14 protein-coding genes are annotated in these 16,635 nt (G+C 68.1%); 8 read left to right on the top strand and 6 right to left on the bottom strand.

The window, feature by feature from the left end; translation table 11 throughout:
- Positions 1–4 precede the first annotated feature (4 nt).
- Positions 5–1,390: a leucyl aminopeptidase family protein gene (locus MFF26_RS14995; RefSeq protein WP_137829266.1), complete on the top strand. Its 1,386-nt coding sequence runs from the start codon at positions 5–7 to the stop codon at positions 1,388–1,390.
- Positions 1,391–1,396: 6 nt separating this feature from the next.
- Here the strand turns inward: MFF26_RS14995 and MFF26_RS14990 are convergent, their stop codons facing one another.
- Positions 1,397–2,041, bottom strand: a complete 645-nt coding sequence (locus MFF26_RS14990) for a glutathione S-transferase family protein (RefSeq protein ID WP_238308143.1) — start codon at positions 2,039–2,041, stop codon at positions 1,397–1,399.
- 166 nt (positions 2,042–2,207) lie between these two features.
- Positions 2,208–2,750 (bottom strand): acetolactate synthase small subunit, encoded by a 543-nt coding sequence (gene ilvN / locus MFF26_RS14985; protein WP_137829268.1) that lies wholly within the window; start codon positions 2,748–2,750, stop codon positions 2,208–2,210.
- 50 nt (positions 2,751–2,800) lie between these two features.
- On the opposite strand from ilvN, the gene MFF26_RS14980 reads away from it, so the two are divergent.
- Positions 2,801–3,730 (top strand): methyltransferase domain-containing protein, encoded by a 930-nt coding sequence (locus MFF26_RS14980; protein WP_238308142.1) that lies wholly within the window; start codon positions 2,801–2,803, stop codon positions 3,728–3,730.
- Between the two features lie 60 nt (positions 3,731–3,790).
- Here the strand turns inward: MFF26_RS14980 and MFF26_RS14975 are convergent, their stop codons facing one another.
- Positions 3,791–5,566 carry an acetolactate synthase 3 large subunit gene (locus MFF26_RS14975; protein ID WP_137829269.1) on the bottom strand — a complete coding sequence of 592 codons (1,776 nt, stop codon included), beginning with the start codon at positions 5,564–5,566 and terminating at the stop codon, positions 3,791–3,793.
- A 375-nt stretch (positions 5,567–5,941) separates the two neighbouring features.
- Between MFF26_RS14975 and MFF26_RS14970 the strand changes: the two genes are divergently transcribed.
- The 3 genes from MFF26_RS14970 (at position 5,942) to MFF26_RS14960 (ending at position 10,181) form a co-directional block, all read left to right on the top strand.
- Positions 5,942–7,297: an APC family permease gene (locus tag MFF26_RS14970; protein ID WP_137829270.1), complete on the top strand. Its 1,356-nt coding sequence runs from the start codon at positions 5,942–5,944 to the stop codon at positions 7,295–7,297.
- Between the two features lie 168 nt (positions 7,298–7,465).
- On the top strand, positions 7,466–9,235 hold the full coding sequence (locus tag MFF26_RS14965) for an N-acetylglutaminylglutamine amidotransferase (protein WP_137829271.1): 1,770 nt from the start codon (positions 7,466–7,468) through the stop codon (positions 9,233–9,235).
- A 106-nt stretch (positions 9,236–9,341) separates the two neighbouring features.
- Positions 9,342–10,181, top strand: coding sequence for a class II glutamine amidotransferase (locus tag MFF26_RS14960; RefSeq protein ID WP_137829272.1), 840 nt, complete (start codon positions 9,342–9,344; stop codon positions 10,179–10,181).
- Between the two features lie 89 nt (positions 10,182–10,270).
- On the opposite strand, the gene MFF26_RS14955 is transcribed toward MFF26_RS14960, so the two are convergent.
- Positions 10,271–11,014 carry a sigma-70 family RNA polymerase sigma factor gene (locus MFF26_RS14955; RefSeq protein ID WP_137829273.1) on the bottom strand — a complete coding sequence of 248 codons (744 nt, stop codon included), beginning with the start codon at positions 11,012–11,014 and terminating at the stop codon, positions 10,271–10,273.
- A gap of 297 nt (positions 11,015–11,311) precedes the next feature.
- Between MFF26_RS14955 and MFF26_RS14950 the strand changes: the two genes are divergently transcribed.
- Positions 11,312–13,276, top strand: a complete 1,965-nt coding sequence (locus MFF26_RS14950) for a cytochrome C oxidase Cbb3 (protein WP_137829274.1) — start codon at positions 11,312–11,314, stop codon at positions 13,274–13,276.
- Here MFF26_RS14950 and MFF26_RS14945 read toward each other — a convergent pair.
- Positions 13,228–13,887 carry a pyroglutamyl-peptidase I gene (locus MFF26_RS14945; RefSeq protein ID WP_137829275.1) on the bottom strand — a complete coding sequence of 220 codons (660 nt, stop codon included), beginning with the start codon at positions 13,885–13,887 and terminating at the stop codon, positions 13,228–13,230. The genes MFF26_RS14950 and MFF26_RS14945 overlap by 49 nt on opposite strands.
- A 63-nt stretch (positions 13,888–13,950) precedes the next feature.
- Positions 13,951–14,940 (bottom strand): methylmalonyl Co-A mutase-associated GTPase MeaB, encoded by a 990-nt coding sequence (gene meaB, locus MFF26_RS14940; RefSeq protein WP_137829276.1) that lies wholly within the window; start codon positions 14,938–14,940, stop codon positions 13,951–13,953.
- Positions 14,941–15,053: 113 nt separating this feature from the next.
- On the opposite strand from meaB, the gene MFF26_RS14935 reads away from it, so the two are divergent.
- Both MFF26_RS14935 and MFF26_RS14930 read left to right on the top strand, forming a co-directional pair.
- On the top strand, positions 15,054–16,076 hold the full coding sequence (locus tag MFF26_RS14935; RefSeq protein ID WP_137829277.1) for an alpha/beta hydrolase: 1,023 nt from the start codon (positions 15,054–15,056) through the stop codon (positions 16,074–16,076).
- 117 nt (positions 16,077–16,193) lie between these two features.
- On the top strand, positions 16,194–16,547 hold the full coding sequence (locus MFF26_RS14930) for a hypothetical protein (RefSeq protein WP_137829278.1): 354 nt from the start codon (positions 16,194–16,196) through the stop codon (positions 16,545–16,547).
- The last annotated feature ends 88 nt before the right edge of the window (positions 16,548–16,635 follow it).

Genomic DNA, 16,635 nt, shown 5'->3' with positions numbered 1-16,635 from the left:
CCGCATGTCTCAGGCTCTTCTCGCTCCCGGCGCCGACGCGATCCCGGTCCACCTCGTCAGCGAGACCGGTTGGGATACGCTGCAGAATGCTCTGGCGCCGATCGAGCGCGGCTTCGCCTCGGCGAGCGGCTTCGCACCCAAGGCCGGGCGGCTCGCCCTTCTCCCCGCCGAGGACGGGTCGCTGGCCCGCGTGCTGTTCGGCCTCGGCGATCCGGCGGCGGTGACGTTCGACCGCTTCCTGACCGGCAAGTTGCCCGGACTGCTCCCCGCGGGCGATTACCGCCTCCTACCGGCCGAGGGGATCGATCCCGCCGAAGCGGCGCTGGCCTGGCTCCTCGGCAGCTATAAGTTCGAGCGCTACCGGAAACCCGGCCCGGCCCGGCCCCACTTGGTCGTGCCGGACGGGGTCGATGCGACCCGCATCGAGCGGATCGCGGCGGCGGTCGCCGCGGGCCGCGACCTCATCAACACCCCCTCGAACGATCTCGGACCTGCGGAGATCGAGGCGGCGATCCGCGGTCTCGGTGAGCGGTTCAACGCCACCGTTTCGGTCGTCACGGGCGAGGCGTTGCGGACGGAGTTCCCCCTGGTCCACGCCGTCGGTGCGGCCTCGCCGCGGGCGCCGCGCCTCATCGATCTGACGTGGGGGCCGGAGGGCGCACCCCGTGTGACCCTTGTCGGTAAGGGTGTGGTCTTCGACACGGGCGGGCTCGACATCAAGCCGTCGGCCGGCATGTTGTTGATGAAGAAGGACATGGGCGGCGCCGCGGCGGCGCTCGCGGCGGCCGAGATGATCATGGGCGATGGCCTGCCGATCCGGCTGCGCCTCATCGTGCCGAGCGTCGAGAACGCCATTTCCGGTGAGGCCTTCCGCCCCGGCGATGTGATCCGCTCGCGCGCCGGCCTCACCGTCGAGATCGGCAACACCGATGCGGAGGGCCGCCTGATTCTCGCCGACGCCCTGGCGCTCGCCGAGGCCGACGAACCGGAATTGCTGATCGATTTCGCCACCCTCACGGGGGCCGCACGCGTCGCCCTCGGCCCGGATCTGCCGGCCTTCTTCACCGGAGACGAGGGGCTGGCGCGGGCGGTCGCGGAGGCCGGCGCCAAGGTCCACGATCCCGTCTGGCGGCTGCCGCTGCACCCGCCCTACGCAAGCCTGCTCGACTCGAAGATCGCCGATCTGAACAACGTGTCGGGCGGCCCCTTTGCCGGTGCGATCACGGCAGCCCTGTTCCTGCGCCGCTTCGCCCCCAAAACCGGAGCCCATCTTCATTTCGATCTGTACGGCTGGAATCCGTCCTCGAAGCCCGGCCGACCGGAAGGCGGCGAGGTGCAGACCGCGCGCCTCGTCCACGCGCTGGTCGCCGATCGCTACGGCGCGGCCTGACCCGTCCTAGACCGGCAACGCGATCCCTTCGCGGTCGAGGACGGTGCGGACAGCGGGCCGGGCGACCATCGCCCGCGCATGCGCAGTCCAGGCCGGGAACATCGCCTCCATGGGGAAGCCGATCGCGGGCCCGCGGGCCCAGAGCCAGATCACGAGCAGGTAGGGATCGACGATCGAGTACGGCTCTCCCAGGGCCCAGCCGCCATTGGAGAGGCGCACCTCCGTCATCGTGCAGAGATCGCCGAAGCTGTCGGCTCCCTTGGCCCGGATCGCCGCGAAGGCGGTCTCGTCGGCGGCATAGCGCTCCGGTCGGCGGACCTGCGCGTAGGCCACCTGATGCCCGGTCGCGAGCCAGCCGAGCCACTCGTCGGCAATGGCTGCCTGACGCGGATCCTCCGGCGACAACCGGGCTTCCGGGTGGGCGCGGGCGAGGTGGCGCAGGATGGCGGAGGCTTCGGTGAGGACCCAGCCGTCCTCGTACAGCGCCGGCACCCGGCCCCGCTCGTTCACCGACAGGTATTCCGGTGCGCGCTGATCACCCCGGGCGAGGTCGAGCCGGACCGTCTCGAACGGCGCACCGATCTCTTCGAGGGCGATATGCACCGCGAGCGAGCAAGCGCCGGGGGCGTAATAGAGGGTGCGCGCGGTCATCCTGGTCCTTCGCAACGGCCAGGATGGAGCCTGTTCCCCATCGCCCTCGGCCAACGACCGATCCAACGGCTGAACCGGTCGCCTTGTTCGGCACCCTCCCGCGACCGCCCCTCGCCCCGTGCATGACATCTCGGGACGAGGCTGGGTCGCGGGATCGGCAGAGGTCTTAGAGCGGCTCGGAACCGCGGGCCATGGCGGCGATGCCGGTACGCGAGATCTCGACGAGGCCGATCACCGTGAGAAGCCGAATGAAGCGGTCGATCTCCTCGGTCGAGCCGGTCAGCTCGAACACGAAGGAGTTGAGCGTCGCGTCGAGGGTCCGGGCCCCGAAGGCGGCGGCGAGGCGGAGCGCCTCGCTGCGATGCTCGCCGGTGCCGACCACTTTCACGAGGCACAGCTCCCGCTCCAAGGCCTGGCCCTGCAGGGTCAGATCGACCACGCGGTGGACCGGCACGAGCCGATCGAGCTGCGCCTTGATCTGATCGATCACCGCGTTGGTACCGGCGGTCACGATGGTGATGCGCGAGATGTGCCGTGCCTCTTCGGTCTCGGAGACGGTCAGGCTCTCGATGTTGTAGCCACGGCCCGAGAAGAGACCGGCAATGCGGGCAAGGGCGCCCGGCTCGTTGTCCACGATCACCGCCAGGGTGTGACGATTGACGCTCTCGATCCGCGTCGGCTCGGGGTAGTGGGTGTTCATGGCGTTCATCGCGGAGCGTTCCTCGTTTTCGAATGTGATTGGCCCAGGATGCTGGACCCGTGTCCCGGCGGCGTGATACCGGCCCCGCCATGGATCGGCGCCAGCGTGTCTTGAATTTCGTCCAGCCGCGGGGACGAATCGGCGTCGAGATCGGCCCCCTCACCCGACCGCTCATCCTCAAGAGCGAGAGCGAGGTGCTCTACGCCGACCATATGTCGACCGAAGCCCTGCGGCATCACTATCGCAGCCACTCGACGCTGGGGCCGGAGGGCATCGACGGCGTCGTCCCGGTCGATCTCGTGCTCGGCGAAGGGGGATTGCCGCAGGCGCTCGGGACACGCGGCCCGGTCGACTACATCGTCGCCTCCCACGTCGTCGAGCACCTTCCCGACCCCATCGGCTGGCTGGCCGAGGGAGCCGAAGTCCTGCGCGAGGGCGGCCTGTTCTGCCTGATTGTGCCGGACAAGCGCTTCACCTTCGACCATTTCCGCACGCCGACCAGCGTCGGTGCGGTCGTGGCCGCGCATCTGCAGCGCCTGCGCCATCCACCTCTCTCGATCGTCTACGAGCATTTCGCCCGCGCCACCGCGATCGACCGCCGGGCTGTCTGGCAGGGACGGCCCGCCTCGATCCGGCCGCTGACCGGCGGCCCGGAAGCGGCCCTGGAGGCCACGGCGCGGATCGCCGAGCACGGTGTCTATGTCGATGTCCACTGCACGGTGTTCACTCCGTTCAGCTTCGGCACCGTACTCGCGGAGGTGCTCGGCCTCGGCCTGCTTCCGTTCGAGTGCGCCGCCCTGGAGCCGACCTGCCCGATGGGAGACGAATTCTTCGTGCTCCTTCGCAAACGGTCCGATCGGACGCCGGCCGAGCGCGCGGCAAGCGTGCCGCGCCTCGACCCGCGCCGCCACGACGCGCTGCCGAGCCCGAAGCTGACGGCACGGCTTGCGGTCGCCGCGCGACGGTTTCGGGGCCGCGGGACGCCGTGAGGCGTCCCGTTCGAGAAGGCCGCGCATGGCCCTGCTGCCGGGTTCGCGATGCGGACCGGATCAGACCAGCATCTTGCCCTCGGCCGAGATGACGTCGCCGAGTTCGACCCCGGTCTCGCCGAGATAGTCCGACAGCAGCATCTCGTTGTGGGCCTTGCCCGACGGGATCATCGGGAAGCAGTTCTCGGTCTTGTCGACGACGCAGTCGAAGATGACCGGCCCGTCGTAGTCGAGCATCTCCTTGATGGCGGCGTCGAGCTCGCCCGGCTTCTCGCAGCGGATGCCCTTGGCGCCGTAGGCCTCCGCGAGTTTCACGAAGTCCGGCAGGCTCTCCGAGTAGCTCTGCGAGTAGCGCGAGCCGTGCAGCAGCTCCTGCCACTGCCGCACCATACCCATGTACTCGTTGTTCAGGATGAAGATCTTGACCGGCAGGCGGTACTGAACCGCGGTGGAGAGCTCCTGCATGTTCATCAGGATCGAGGCCTCGCCCGCGATGTCGATCACGAGCCCGTCCGGGTTGGCGAGCTGCGTGCCGATGGCGGCGGGCAGACCGTAGCCCATGGTGCCGAGGCCGCCGGAGGTCATCCAGCGGTTCGGCTCATCGAACTTGAAGTACTGCGCCGCCCACATCTGGTGCTGGCCGACCTCGGTCGTGACGAAGGTCTTACGATCCTTGCACGCCTCGTAGAGCCGCTGCACCGCGTATTGCGGCTTGATGATCGTGCCCGACGGCCAGTAGGCGAGGCAGTCCCGCGCCTTCCACCGGGTGATGGTGTTGTACCAATCGGTCAGACGATCCTTATCGGGCTGCTTGGGTTGCGCGCGCCACTGCGCCAGCATCTCCTCCAGCACCGCGCCGCAATCGCCGAGGATGCCGACATCGACCTTGACGACCTTGTTGATCGAGGACGCATCCACATCGATGTGGATCTTCTTCGAGAACGGCGCGAACGCGTCGAGACGACCGGTGATGCGATCGTCGAAGCGGGCGCCGACGCAGATCATCACGTCGCAATCGTGCATCGCGAGATTGGCCTCGTAGGTGCCGTGCATGCCCAGCATCCCGAGGAACTTGTCGTCGGAGGCCGGGAAGGCACCCAGGCCCATGAGCGTCGACGTGACCGGGAAGCCCGTCTCGGCCACGAGCTCGCGCAGCAGGGTCGAGGCATGCGGACCCGAATTGATGACGCCACCGCCGGTATAGAAGACCGGGCGGCGGGCCGTGGCCATCAGCTCGACCGCGGCGCGGATCTTCTCGGCATCGCCCTTGACCGGCGGATTGTAGGTCTTGTGGCCGTTCTGGGTCGGGCGGCTATAGACCCCCTTGGCGAACTGCACGTCCTTCGGCAGATCGATGACGACCGGGCCCGGCCGTCCGTGGCTCGCGACGTAGAACGCCTCGTGCAGGATGCGCGGCAGATCGTCGATCGATTTGACCAGGTAATTGTGCTTCGTACAGTGCCGGGTGATGCCGACGGTGTCGCATTCCTGGAACGCGTCGGAGCCGATCAAATGGGTCGGCACCTGTCCCGTGACGGCGACGAGCGGGATCGAGTCCAGCATCGCGTCGGTCAGGCCGGTGATGATGTTGGTCGCGCCCGGGCCGGAGGTGACGAGGACGACGCCGACCTTGCCCGACGAGCGGGCATAGCCCTCCGCCGCATGGACGGCGCCCTGCTCGTGGCGCACCAGCACGTGCTGGATCGTGGTCTCGTCGAAGAGCGCATCGTAGATCGGGAGCACAGCGCCGCCCGGATAGCCGAACAGAGTGTCCACACCCTGATCTTGGAACGCCCGGATGACCATCTGGGCTCCGGTCATGACCTCGCCGCTCATCGACTCCTCCATCAATCCGTTCTTTGTGTCTTCGTCTTCATGTCTCGGTGGCGTCGGGTTTCCGGCAACAAAAAAGGGCCCCGAGGGACCCTGCATGCGCCACCGACCGGGTCTGCCGGGCCTGCGATCAGGCCCGCCCGTTCCGTGGCGCTTCCGTTACGATAAGACCCGTGCGCATCGTCGATTCCGTTGCCGGTTTTGTCGCGAAGTGAGGCGGGCGGGTTAAGCGATGTGCGGGCCCGCGTCAATCGATTTGATCTGCTCTTGCGGCCCGCAACATCGACGCATCATCGATCTTCGGGTCTGGCACAGGGGTCCCTGGGCCGCACTCGGCTAGTCTTGCCCCGCGGCGCCGTCCTTGCGAGCGTTTTGCGCATGACGACGTTTCGCCCCACGCTCTCGGCCTTCCAAGCCTTCGTTCTGTCGCTGGCGATCATCGCGCCGACGCTCGCCATGGCGTTCAACGTGCCGCTGGCGGTCCAGGCGGCGGGGCGCGCGGCACCCCTGTCCTTCCTGCTCGGCGGCGCGGCGATGGCGTTGATCGGGCTGTCCTTCGTGGCCTTCAGCCGGCGCATCGCCAGTGCGGGCTCCGCGACGACCTATGTCGGCGCCGTGCTCGGGGATCGACTCGGCTTCCTGGCCGGCTGGGGTCTGCTCCTCGCCTATCTGGCCTTCCTGGCCTCGGCGACGGCTCTGGTCGGAGGGTTCCTCTCGGTCGCATTGGGCCATCTCGGCGTGAGCCATCCGCAGCTCTGGCTCGCCCTCGCGCTGCTGGGCGGCGGAGTGGTGATCGGGCTCGGCGGTCGCGAGATCCGGCTCGCCACCACCGTCATGCTCGTCATCGAAGCGCTGGCCGTTCTGGCGATCGTGGTGCTCGCCCTCGTCATCCTGGTTCAAACGCCGCTCGATGCCGCGCCGCTGCGGCCGGACCCGGCGAATGGCCTGTCGGTCCTCGGCTACGGCATGGTCTTCGCCGTCCTCTCCCTCGCCGGCTTCGAGGGCGCGGCGACGGTGGCGGAGGAGACGCGCGATCCCCACCGCGCCATCCCCCTGGCAATCCTCGGCTCCCTCGCCGCGGCGACGCTGCTCTACGGCTTGGTCTCCTATGCCCAGGTGATCGGCTACGGACTCGACCGCATGGAGGACCTCGCCCGCGATCCGGCGCCCCTCGACACCCTGGCCCTGCGCTACCTCTCGCGCGGCTACGGGATCTTCCTCGATGCCGCCGCCGGCATCAGCTCGCTGGCCTGCGCACTCGGCACGGCGGCCGCCGCCGCGCGCATCCTCTACGCGCTGGGGACCAGGGGGGTCGGAGCCGGCTTCGCCCGCCTCGATCCGGCGCACGGCGTCCCCGCCCGGGCTCTCCGGTTCGTCGGTGGATTGACCCTGGCCTTCCTGCTGATCTTCGGCTCTTGGAGCAGCCCGCGCGCCTTCAGCGAGGCCTTCGCCACGGTGGCGACCCTCGTCCTCATCTTGGTCTACATGGCGGTCGGGCTCGCCCAAGCCGTGTTCGCGGCGCGCCATCGAGCCTGGATCTGGTGCGGCGTGGGCTTGGCCGGGAGCCTGATGCTCGCTTGGCCGCTGCTCAACAGCCTCTATCCCGCACCGGCATGGCCCGGCCCGCTCTGGCCGCTCGTCGTACTGGCCTGGATGGCAATGGGCGTGGGCCTTCTGCGATTCCACCCCGGCGTGCGTTCCGGCGGCAGCGCCGCCTGGCTCGAAAATCGCTAGCCGCTTTGGCCATAAGGACCACCGTCGGGCGCGTTGCGGTGATTTTGCCGGGGGCTTTCGGGAACAGGCCGGCGGCGATTCCGTTCTGCCGGTCAAGTTCGGCGAGCCAGCATCCGGCGTCATCCCAGCTTCGGCGGCCCATCACCACGACGAGGATCACCCACCGTCATGTGCGGAATCTGCGGAGAGATCAGCTTTGGCGGCGCGGCCGATCCGGGCGCGGTACGGGCGATGATGGCGGTGCTGAGCCCCCGCGGACCGGACGGATCCGGCCTCCACGGCCAAGGTCCGGTGATGTTCGGCCATTGCCGGCTCAAGATCATCGATCTGTCGGAAGCCGGTCAGCAGCCGATGGTCGATCCTGAGCTGGGCCTTACGGTCGTCTTCAATGGCTGCATCTACAATTATCAGGAGCTGCGCGCCGAACTCGAGGGCAAGGGCTACCGGTTCTTCTCCACGAGCGACACCGAAGTCGTGCTCAAGGGCTATCATGCCTGGGGCAAGGATTGCGTGAAGCGCTTCCTCGGCATGTTCGCCTTCGCGGTGCATGAACGCGATTCCGGCCGGGTGGTGCTCGCACGCGACCGGCTCGGTATCAAGCCGCTCTATTTCTCGGAATCGGGCAAGCGCTTCCGCTTCGCATCCTCGCTACCGGCCCTACTCGCGGCCGGCGATGTGGACACCTCGATCGATGGCGAGGCGCTGCATCACTACATGAGCTGGCACGCGGGCGTGCCGGCGCCGCTGACCATCCTCAAGGGGGTTCGAAAGATCCACCCGGCGACGATCCTGACGCTGGAGCCGGACGGGACGCGCAAGAAGGAGACCTACTGGTCGCTGACTGTCGGCCCCCGCGCGGAGGATCGCGGCATGAGCGAGGCCGATTGGCGCGAGGCGGTGCTCGACTCCCTCGGGGTCGCGGTCGCCCGCCGTCAGATCGCGGACGTCCCGACCGGTGTGCTGCTCTCGGGCGGTCTCGATTCCTCGATCATCGTGGCGCTGCTCGCCCGCAACGGCCAGAAAGGGCTCAAGACCTTCTCGGTAGGGTTCGATGCGGTGAACGGCGTCGAGGGCGACGAGTTCAAGTATTCCGACATCATCGCCCAGGAGTTCGACACCGACCACGCCAAGCTCGTGGTCGACGGCTCGAAGACCCTGGAAGCGTTGCCGCTCGCGATCCACGCCATGGCCGAGCCGCAGATGAGCCACGACGCCGTGGCCTTCCTGCTTCTGTCGCAGGAAGTGGCCAAGCATGTGAAGGTGATTCAGAGCGGACAGGGCGCCGACGAGGTGTTTGGCGGTTATCACTGGTACCCGAAGCTGATGGGATCGACCGATCCGGTCGCCGATTACGCGCGGGCCTACCACGACCGCGACCACGCCGAGATGCGCGAGGCGCTCTCTCCCGACCTGATCGGCGCCGATTACAGCCGCGACTACCTCGCGCGCTTCTTCGCCGATTCCAAGAGTGCCGGTGCCATCGACAAGACGCTCGAACTCGATCAGCAGATCATGCTCGTCGATGATCCGGTCAAGCGCGTCGACAACATGACCATGGCCTGCGGGCTGGAAGCGCGGGTCCCCTTCCTCGACCATGAACTCGTGGAACTCGCTGCCCGCATCCCCGCCGAACTGAAGGTGCGGGACGGCGGCAAGTACATCCTCAAGGAGGCGGCGCGGCAGGTGGTGCCGGCGGCGGTGATCGACCGGCCGAAGGGGTATTTTCCGGTCCCCGCGCTCAAGCATATCCGCGGGCCGTTCATGGATTTCGTGCGCGACGTGCTCGACAAGCCGGTGGCACGCGAGCGCGGCCTGTTCAACCGCGCCTATGTCGACAAGCTCCTGGCCGATCCCGACGGGACGCTGACGCCGAAGGGCAATTCCAAACTCTGGCAGGTGGCGCTGCTTGAGGCGTGGCTCCAATCGCACGGCGTCTGACGGGGCACGCCCTTTGACGCCGCTTTGCCCTTAAGGTGACGCGGATTCTCCACGATCATCCCCGATGCGCCGGTGAACGAGATGCCCGGGGTGGGAGCCGAATACCATGTGTCGCTGGATCGCCTATCGAGGCCGTACGATCCCGCTGGAGCACTACATCACCGAGCCGGCGCATTCGCTGGTCTCGCAGAGCATCAAGGCGCTCGAATCGACCGCCTCCACCAATGGGGACGGCTTCGGCCTCGGCTGGTATGGTGACCACCCGGAGCCAGGCCGCTTCCGTGAAGTCCAGCCGGCATGGTCGGACGAGAACCTGCGCTACCTCTGCCGGCACCTGCACTCGCACCTGTTCTTCGCCCATGTGCGGGCGGCGACCGGAACACCGATCACCCGGCCAAACTGCCATCCCTTCGCCTGCGGGAAATGGCTGTTCATGCACAACGGCTATGTCGGTGACTGGGCTCGGTTGCGCCGGCCGATCGAAGCCCTGATCCCGGACGAACTCTACCCGTCCCGCTCCGGCACGACCGATTCCGAGGCCCTGTTCCTGGCGATCCTCGGCCAGGGCCTGATGGCCTCGGCCGAGCCCAGCGACCCGATCACCGCGACGGCGCGGGCGCTGGCACGGGTGACGGAGCTGGTCGGCGGCATCGACGACGGTCATCCGTTCCGCTTCACCGCAGCCCTGGCCGACGGGCACGACCTCTACGCCTTCCGCTACGCGGCCAACGACGCGGCCAACAGCATGTATTACCGTCAGTCCGCGGACGGCGTGGTCGTGGTCTCCGAACCCCTCGACAAGGAGCACGAGAGCTGGACCCCGGTGCCCGACAACAGCGTCGTGGTGGCTCGGCGAGACCAGCCGGTCGAAGTGCGCTCGCTCAAGGAGTTCGGGCTGGCCCGTCGCTCAGGCCTGCCGCGCCTGCAATTGCCGATGAGCGCTTGACGAGACCCCGCCCCCGTCATTCCAGGTCCGCTTCGCGCCCTGGAATGATATCGGATTTTTGAACGAGCTCGTCCGGAGGCGGTCTCGTCTCACGAAACCCAGGCTTGGCTGCCCACCGCCGACAGGGTCATGCTGTCCGAACCGACATCGCCCGCATCGTAGCCGAGGATCTGCGCCAATTGCTCGCGGGCGCGCCAGACTCGGCTCTTCACCGTCCCGATCCGGCAGTTCATCACCGTCGCTGCCTCCTCGTAGCTGAGGTTCTCGATCGCGACGAGGATGAGCGCCTGACGCATCGGCAGGGGCAGCTTGGTCAGTGCCGTCTGCGCGTCGAGAAGATCGACATGGCCGGATTGCTCCGGCGCCGCCGCGAGCCGGTCGGCATAGTCGCCATCGCTGTCGGCGATCTCGCGCACTTCCTTGCGATGACGCGAGTAGAACGCGTTGCGCATGATCGTGAACAGCCACGCGCCGAGATTGGTGCCGACGGTGAAGCGCGCGCGGCTGCGCCACGCCCGCAGGAAGGTGTCCTGCACGAGATCGTCGGCCGCGGACGGATTCTTGGTCAGCGACATGGCGAAGTTGTAGAGCCGCGGAGTCATCGCGATGATCTCCGAGCGGAAGGAATCCTCGTCGCGTCCCTCCTGCGCGACCAGCACGGTATCGAGACGAGCGAGGAGTTCATCGAAGCGGCTCGATCCGGCGCTCGGACTCCCCGGCATTCGGGCATAGGCTTCGGCGAGAAGTGTGCCGAGTCGGTGCTGAATGTCGACGGCGACCATGGGCGGTTCGCCCAGCGGTGAGATGGCAGAAGCCAGGGCAGTCTTAGGCATCAGGTCCTGTGGCGGTCACGGACATGTGCAAGGGCGCATGCCCCCGCACCCACTTTGTCCCGCGAATGAACTAGGCCTGCGCCAACATAGATTAGGGCAACTACGTTCTGAGTACGTTCTCGAAAGCCACCTTCGAGACCTGCGACAACACGTTCCAAGACGACTGGCCGTACGCATCTGTGTACGAACGGATTTTGTCACATACTAATATTTGTTTATCGGCGATCGAACGATTTCGGCGCTGCGAAGTTGTCGGCAAACGGCATAGCTGCCGGCATTGAGGGACCGTCGGAACCCATGGGTTGGCCGCTGCGCATCATCGTCGCCTCCGGTATCGCAGCCGGGGCCGTTCTCGCGGTGGGCGCCTTCGGGCGCTTCAGCTTCGCGCCGATGCCCGATGCGGCCGACGTATTGAACCGCGACCGGTACGCGATGCGCACGGCCTACGATCTGCTCGGACGTCGCGTCTCGGCCGAGGAGGCGGAGCGGATGAAGGCGACGCCGGAGGGCCGGGCCGCCCTCTCGCCGAAAAACGGTGCGGTCGCCATCGACGAGGCGCTGGTCCAGCGCGGGCGCGAGGCGTTCTATCGAGAAACCTTCGGCAACGAGGTGTTCCTCTCCGATGTGATGGGCATGCTCGACGGGGGCCTGTCGCCCTTCGAGGTCGCCCGTGCGGTGCTGGCCCTGGGCGGTGGCGCGACCACCAACCTCAAGGTCCGAATGAGTCGCGACATGACGGTGGGGGACCGGACATGGCGCAAGGGTGAGGAGGTGCCGACCGGCCTCGACGTGGCCAAGGGCGCGCCCGCCATCATCGGCATCCGCACCTTCTACGACCGCGGGACCCTGCGGATGGGCATCACCTGCGCGCTCTGCCACGCGGCGGTCGATCCCGCCTCCGGCAAAGTCGTGGAGGGAGCGCCCAACACCGATCTCAATGCGGGCCTGCTGATGGCGCTCTCGAAGAACGCCAGCGCCTATTTCATGCATGCGAGCCTGGATCTCGCCGCACATCCCGGCGATCCGGCACGGACGGTGTCGCAGGAGGACGGCGGCAAGGCACCGCTTCCCGACCCGCAGAGCTTCGAGGCGGCCGCCAAGATTCAGGTCGGGAGTTGGCCGCCGGGCAGCTTCGATTCGTCGGCCGATCGCATCACCAATCCGACCTCGATCCCGTCGAGCTTCTCCGCTTACGGGGAGCCCTATAGCTGGAGCGGACGTGAGGCGGTGGGCCCGTTCAAGGGTCTTTCGTCCCTCAACAACAACGTCCACGCCGCCAACTCGGATACGACGCAGCAGACGGCGGCCGCCCGCACGCTGTTCGGGCTGGATCCGGAACTCTATCTCGGCACGGTCCTTCAGGGCGCCGCCCGCGAGGCCCTGCGCTACGATCCCGCCGGAACGAAGCGCCCGACCGAGGTGCTGGCGGCCGCCGATCCGACGCCGGAATCGCCGGGCCTCAACCGATACGCGGTGCTGCCGAGTTTCCCCGCGACCAATTACATGACCGATAACGGGCTGTTCGCCTCCGTCCTCGGCGAGCCCGCCAACCACGCCAACAATGCCATGTCGGCCTACCAGAATCTTCTGCGGGCGCCGAACGCTGCCTCGGGCGACGCCGCTTCGATCAAGGCGGGGCGCGGCGTGTTCGAACGGGCCGGCTGTGCCGGCTGCCATTCGGGCCCCGCCCTCACCAACAACCGCATCATACCCGTGGAGGAGATCGGCACGGAGCCGACGCGGGCGCGGGCCGGAGCCAAGATGGAGGCGCGGCTCTCGCCGCCGGCGATGTTCGCCACCGACACGCCCTTCCCGCTTCCCGAATCCCCGAAGATCGTGCCGATCCCTCTCGAAGGCGATGCACTGAAACAGGTTCAGCTCGGCTGGGCCCATGCGGGCACCAAGGGAGGCTACAAGGTGCCGAATCTCGTCGGTCTCGCCTGGACGGCGCCCTACCTGCACGATTCCGGGGTGTCGGTCGGTCTAGACGCGACCCGGCAACTGGGCGTGCCCGGCACGGTCGATGCGGGCGTCATGCCCGATCCGGCCAACAGCCTGCGCGCCCTGGTCGATCGCGACCTGCGTGCCAAGGTGGTGGCGGCGAATGCCGGTTCCGAGAAGACGCGCACCGCCCGCGTCACCGGCGAGGGCCATACGATCTGGGCCGATCGCGCGGCGGGGTTCTCGGACGAGGAGCAGACCGCGCTCGTCGCCTACCTGCTCTCGGTCGATCGCCTGACCGAGGACGTGGCGACGCCCTGATCGCGCCGCGCCCGCAGCATCAGCACCCGCGCGGCCTCCGCGAAGGCCGCGACCCAGGCGTCCGGATCATGGTGCGGCCGATCCGATCGAAGCGGGCGCTTCGTTCTTGCCGGCATCGGGATGTGCAGGAAGATCGCCGGACAGTCTTGAGCCAGCGCGCGGAAATAGGCAGCGTTGCAGAGGTAGCGTCCGGCATCGCGCGAGGCCGCGACCTTCAACCCGGCCCGCATCAGCGAAACCCGCACCGCCTCCGTCGCCGGACTTCGCCGCAGGGCCGGCGCCCCGGATTCGAAGGCCAGACTTCGCGAGACGGCACCTGACGCGTCGGGAAACAGCCGACTGACGCGGTTGACCGCGCGGGTCTCCACGCAGATGCGCCGCCGGCTCGCCGCGACGCCGATCATCAGCACCGCCGAAGGCTGACGCGCGAGGGCCGGCGCCAATTGCGTATCGAGGGCCGCGTAGCGAGTGTCCAGGATCAGGCAATCCGGTGCGGCCCCGAGGATCCGCCGCAGATGGGGTGAACTGGCAAGACGCCGCGCCACGCGGGCGCTCGGGTTGTCGGGCACCCGGGGAAACGGGCCGAAGCCGGTGATCAGCAGGCGGTCCACCGACAATTCCCCGTAACGAGCCCTCAGGAAACAAATGGGTAGGGCGAGCGGATCAGAGACGCTTCACAACCCGATCAGCTCCGCGATCGCCTGAGCCCCCGCGGCCGGCGAATGATCGCCGGAGGCCACCGATTTCTCCGCCTCGGCGGTGGCCTTGCGCACTTCGGGGGAACCGACGAGGCGCTGGTGAAGCCGCTCATGGACGAGGGCCCACATCCATTTCACGTCCTGCTCGCGGCGCTTCTTCTCGATCTCGCCGGTGGCCGTGAGCTTCTGGCGGTGATCCTCGATCTTCGACCACAGCGCGTCGAGGCCCTTGCCGTGAAGCCCGGAGATGGTGACCACCGGCGGCGTCCAGGTGGACGAGGGCGGCGTCAGGATGTGGAGCGCCGCGCGGTATTCCGAGGCCGCCGCGTTGGCCCGGCGCTCGCCCTCGCCGTCATCGGCCTTGTTGACCGCGATCATGTCGGCGAGTTCGAGGATGCCCTTCTTGATGCCCTGCAGCTCGTCGCCGGCCCCCGGCAGCATCAGCACGAGGAAGAAGTCGGTGAGGTCGGCCACCGCCGTCTCCGATTGCCCGACGCCCACCGTCTCCACCAGGATCACGTCGAAGCCCGCCGCCTCGCAGAGCAGCATCGTCTCGCGGGTCTTCGCGGCGACGCCGCCGAGGGTGCCGGAGGAGGGTGAGGGCCGGATGAAGGCGTTGCGGTCGTGCGAGAGCCGGGCCATCCGCGTCTTGTCACCGAGGATCGAGCCGCCGGTGCGGGTCGAGGACGGATCGACCGCCAGCACCGCCACCTTGTGGCCGGCTTCGGTGAGAAGCGAGCCAAGAGCGTCGATGGTCGTCGATTTGCCGACCCCCGGCACGCCGGTGATGCCGACGCGGATCGCCTTCCCGGTCTGCGGCAGCACCGCATCGATCAGGTCGCGCACCGCCGCGCGGTGATCGGCCCGGCGGGACTCGGCCAACGTGATCGAGCGGGCGAGCGCGGCGCGGTCACCGCGCAGAAGGCGTTCGCGGAGGGTGTTGATATCGGGGAGGACGGCGCTCATGCCGTCTTCATGCCGGGCCGACACGCGGTCGTCGAGAGGTGTTCGGCGTTCCTGCCCCGCCATGGCCAAGATCATGCGCGAAAGCCGCCGCATTGCCGGGGGACGAACTGACCATGACGATCGATGCCAGCCGCCGCTCCTTTCTGAGCCTCGCCGCAGCGGCGGGCCTCGCGCCCGCCCTCTCGGGCTGCGTGATGGATGGTCTGGCCACCGGCTCGGTGGCGGAGACGCAATCGGCGCTCGATGTCAGCCCGGTCCTGCTCGTCGCCACCACCCGGCGGCCGGCGGCCGGCACTCCGCCGAAGGCACCGTTCTTCGGCTCGGACCGCGGCCGCGGCCTGAGCTTCACCGAGGCGCGCATGTCCGCGCCCGACCGCTCGCTCATCGGGAAGGTCTCGGCGGTGGTGTCGGGGGATTGGGGCGTGCGCTCGGTCGGCGACGTGACGACCGGCCCCGGCGCGGCCTCCGCCTTCGCGCAGGCCGCTTTCGGCCGCGACGTGCTGATTTACGTGCACGGCTATCGCGAGAGTTTCGAATCGGCCGCCGTCAGCGCGGCACGGCTCTCGGACGGCGTGCGCTTCTCCGGGGCATCGGCCCTGTTCACTTGGCCCTCGGCCGCGGCCACCTTCGATTACGGTTACGACCGGGAGAGCGCGCTCTGGTCGCGCGACGCCTTTCAGGATCTGCTGAAGGCCTTCGCCAGTTCGCCGAGCGGCGGGCGTATCCACATCGTCGCCCATTCCATGGGCACGCTCCTGACGCTGGAAACCCTAAGGATGCTGCGCGCCGAAGCGGGCGAAGCCGCGGTGGCACGGATCGGCGCGGTGGTCCTCGCCGCGCCCGACATCGACATCGACCTCTTCACCAACGGCGTCGAGCGGCTCGGACCCGACGCCAAGCGCATCACGGTGATCTCGGCCACCAACGACCGGGCGCTCGAACTCTCCGGTGCCATTGCCGGCGGCGTCGTGCGGGCGGGCGCCGCCGACCGCGAACGTCTGGAGGCCCTCGGGGTACGCGTGGCGGATGCGTCGGATTACGGTGGCGGCCTGTTCAATCACGACCTGTTCCTCACGAACCGCGAGGTCCAGGCGGTGGTCAAGCGCGCCATCGCCCGTGGCAGCAGCGGCGGCTGAGGCGGACCGTTCCCGCCCGATCCCGGCGATTATCCCGCGGCCACCGCATTCGCCATCGACGAATCCGGTGCCGCCGGCCTACAAGCCCCCGGCCCCTTCTCCTTCCAAGGCTTGCCCATGTTCACCCTCGAGATCGACGGCACGGCGATCGCGGTCATCAATGGCGACGAGGCGACCGCCCGCGACCTGTTCACCTGCGACGGCTTCAAGGAGGACATCCGTACGCTGACCGTCGACGGCAACCCGATCTGGAACGGCACCTCCGAGCTCAAGGTCCGTCCGGCGAGCCAGGACGAGATCGACGAGTTCGACGAGGCCATCGCCGCCGATCAGGGCGAGGGCGATTTCGAGCCCGATCCGCAGCATGCGAGCCAGGGCGACGGCGCGGACGATGAGGAAGACGAGGCCGACATCGTGTTCCTCGTCGATATCGACGACGAGGACGACGGCGAGGAGCAGGACGAGGCCTGAGCGGCCGAAATCCCCATCACACCCTCATCCTGAGGTGGCGCCGCGCAGCGGCGCCCTCGAAGGAGGGTTCCAGTTCGCGCGCGATTGA

Origin of the sequence: Methylorubrum suomiense, assembly GCF_022179765.1 — a bacterium.
Taxonomy (GTDB): Bacteria; Pseudomonadota; Alphaproteobacteria; order Rhizobiales; family Beijerinckiaceae; genus Methylobacterium; species Methylobacterium suomiense.
Note: the sequence above shows the minus strand (reverse complement) of the source record. Positions and strands in the feature narration are given on the sequence as shown.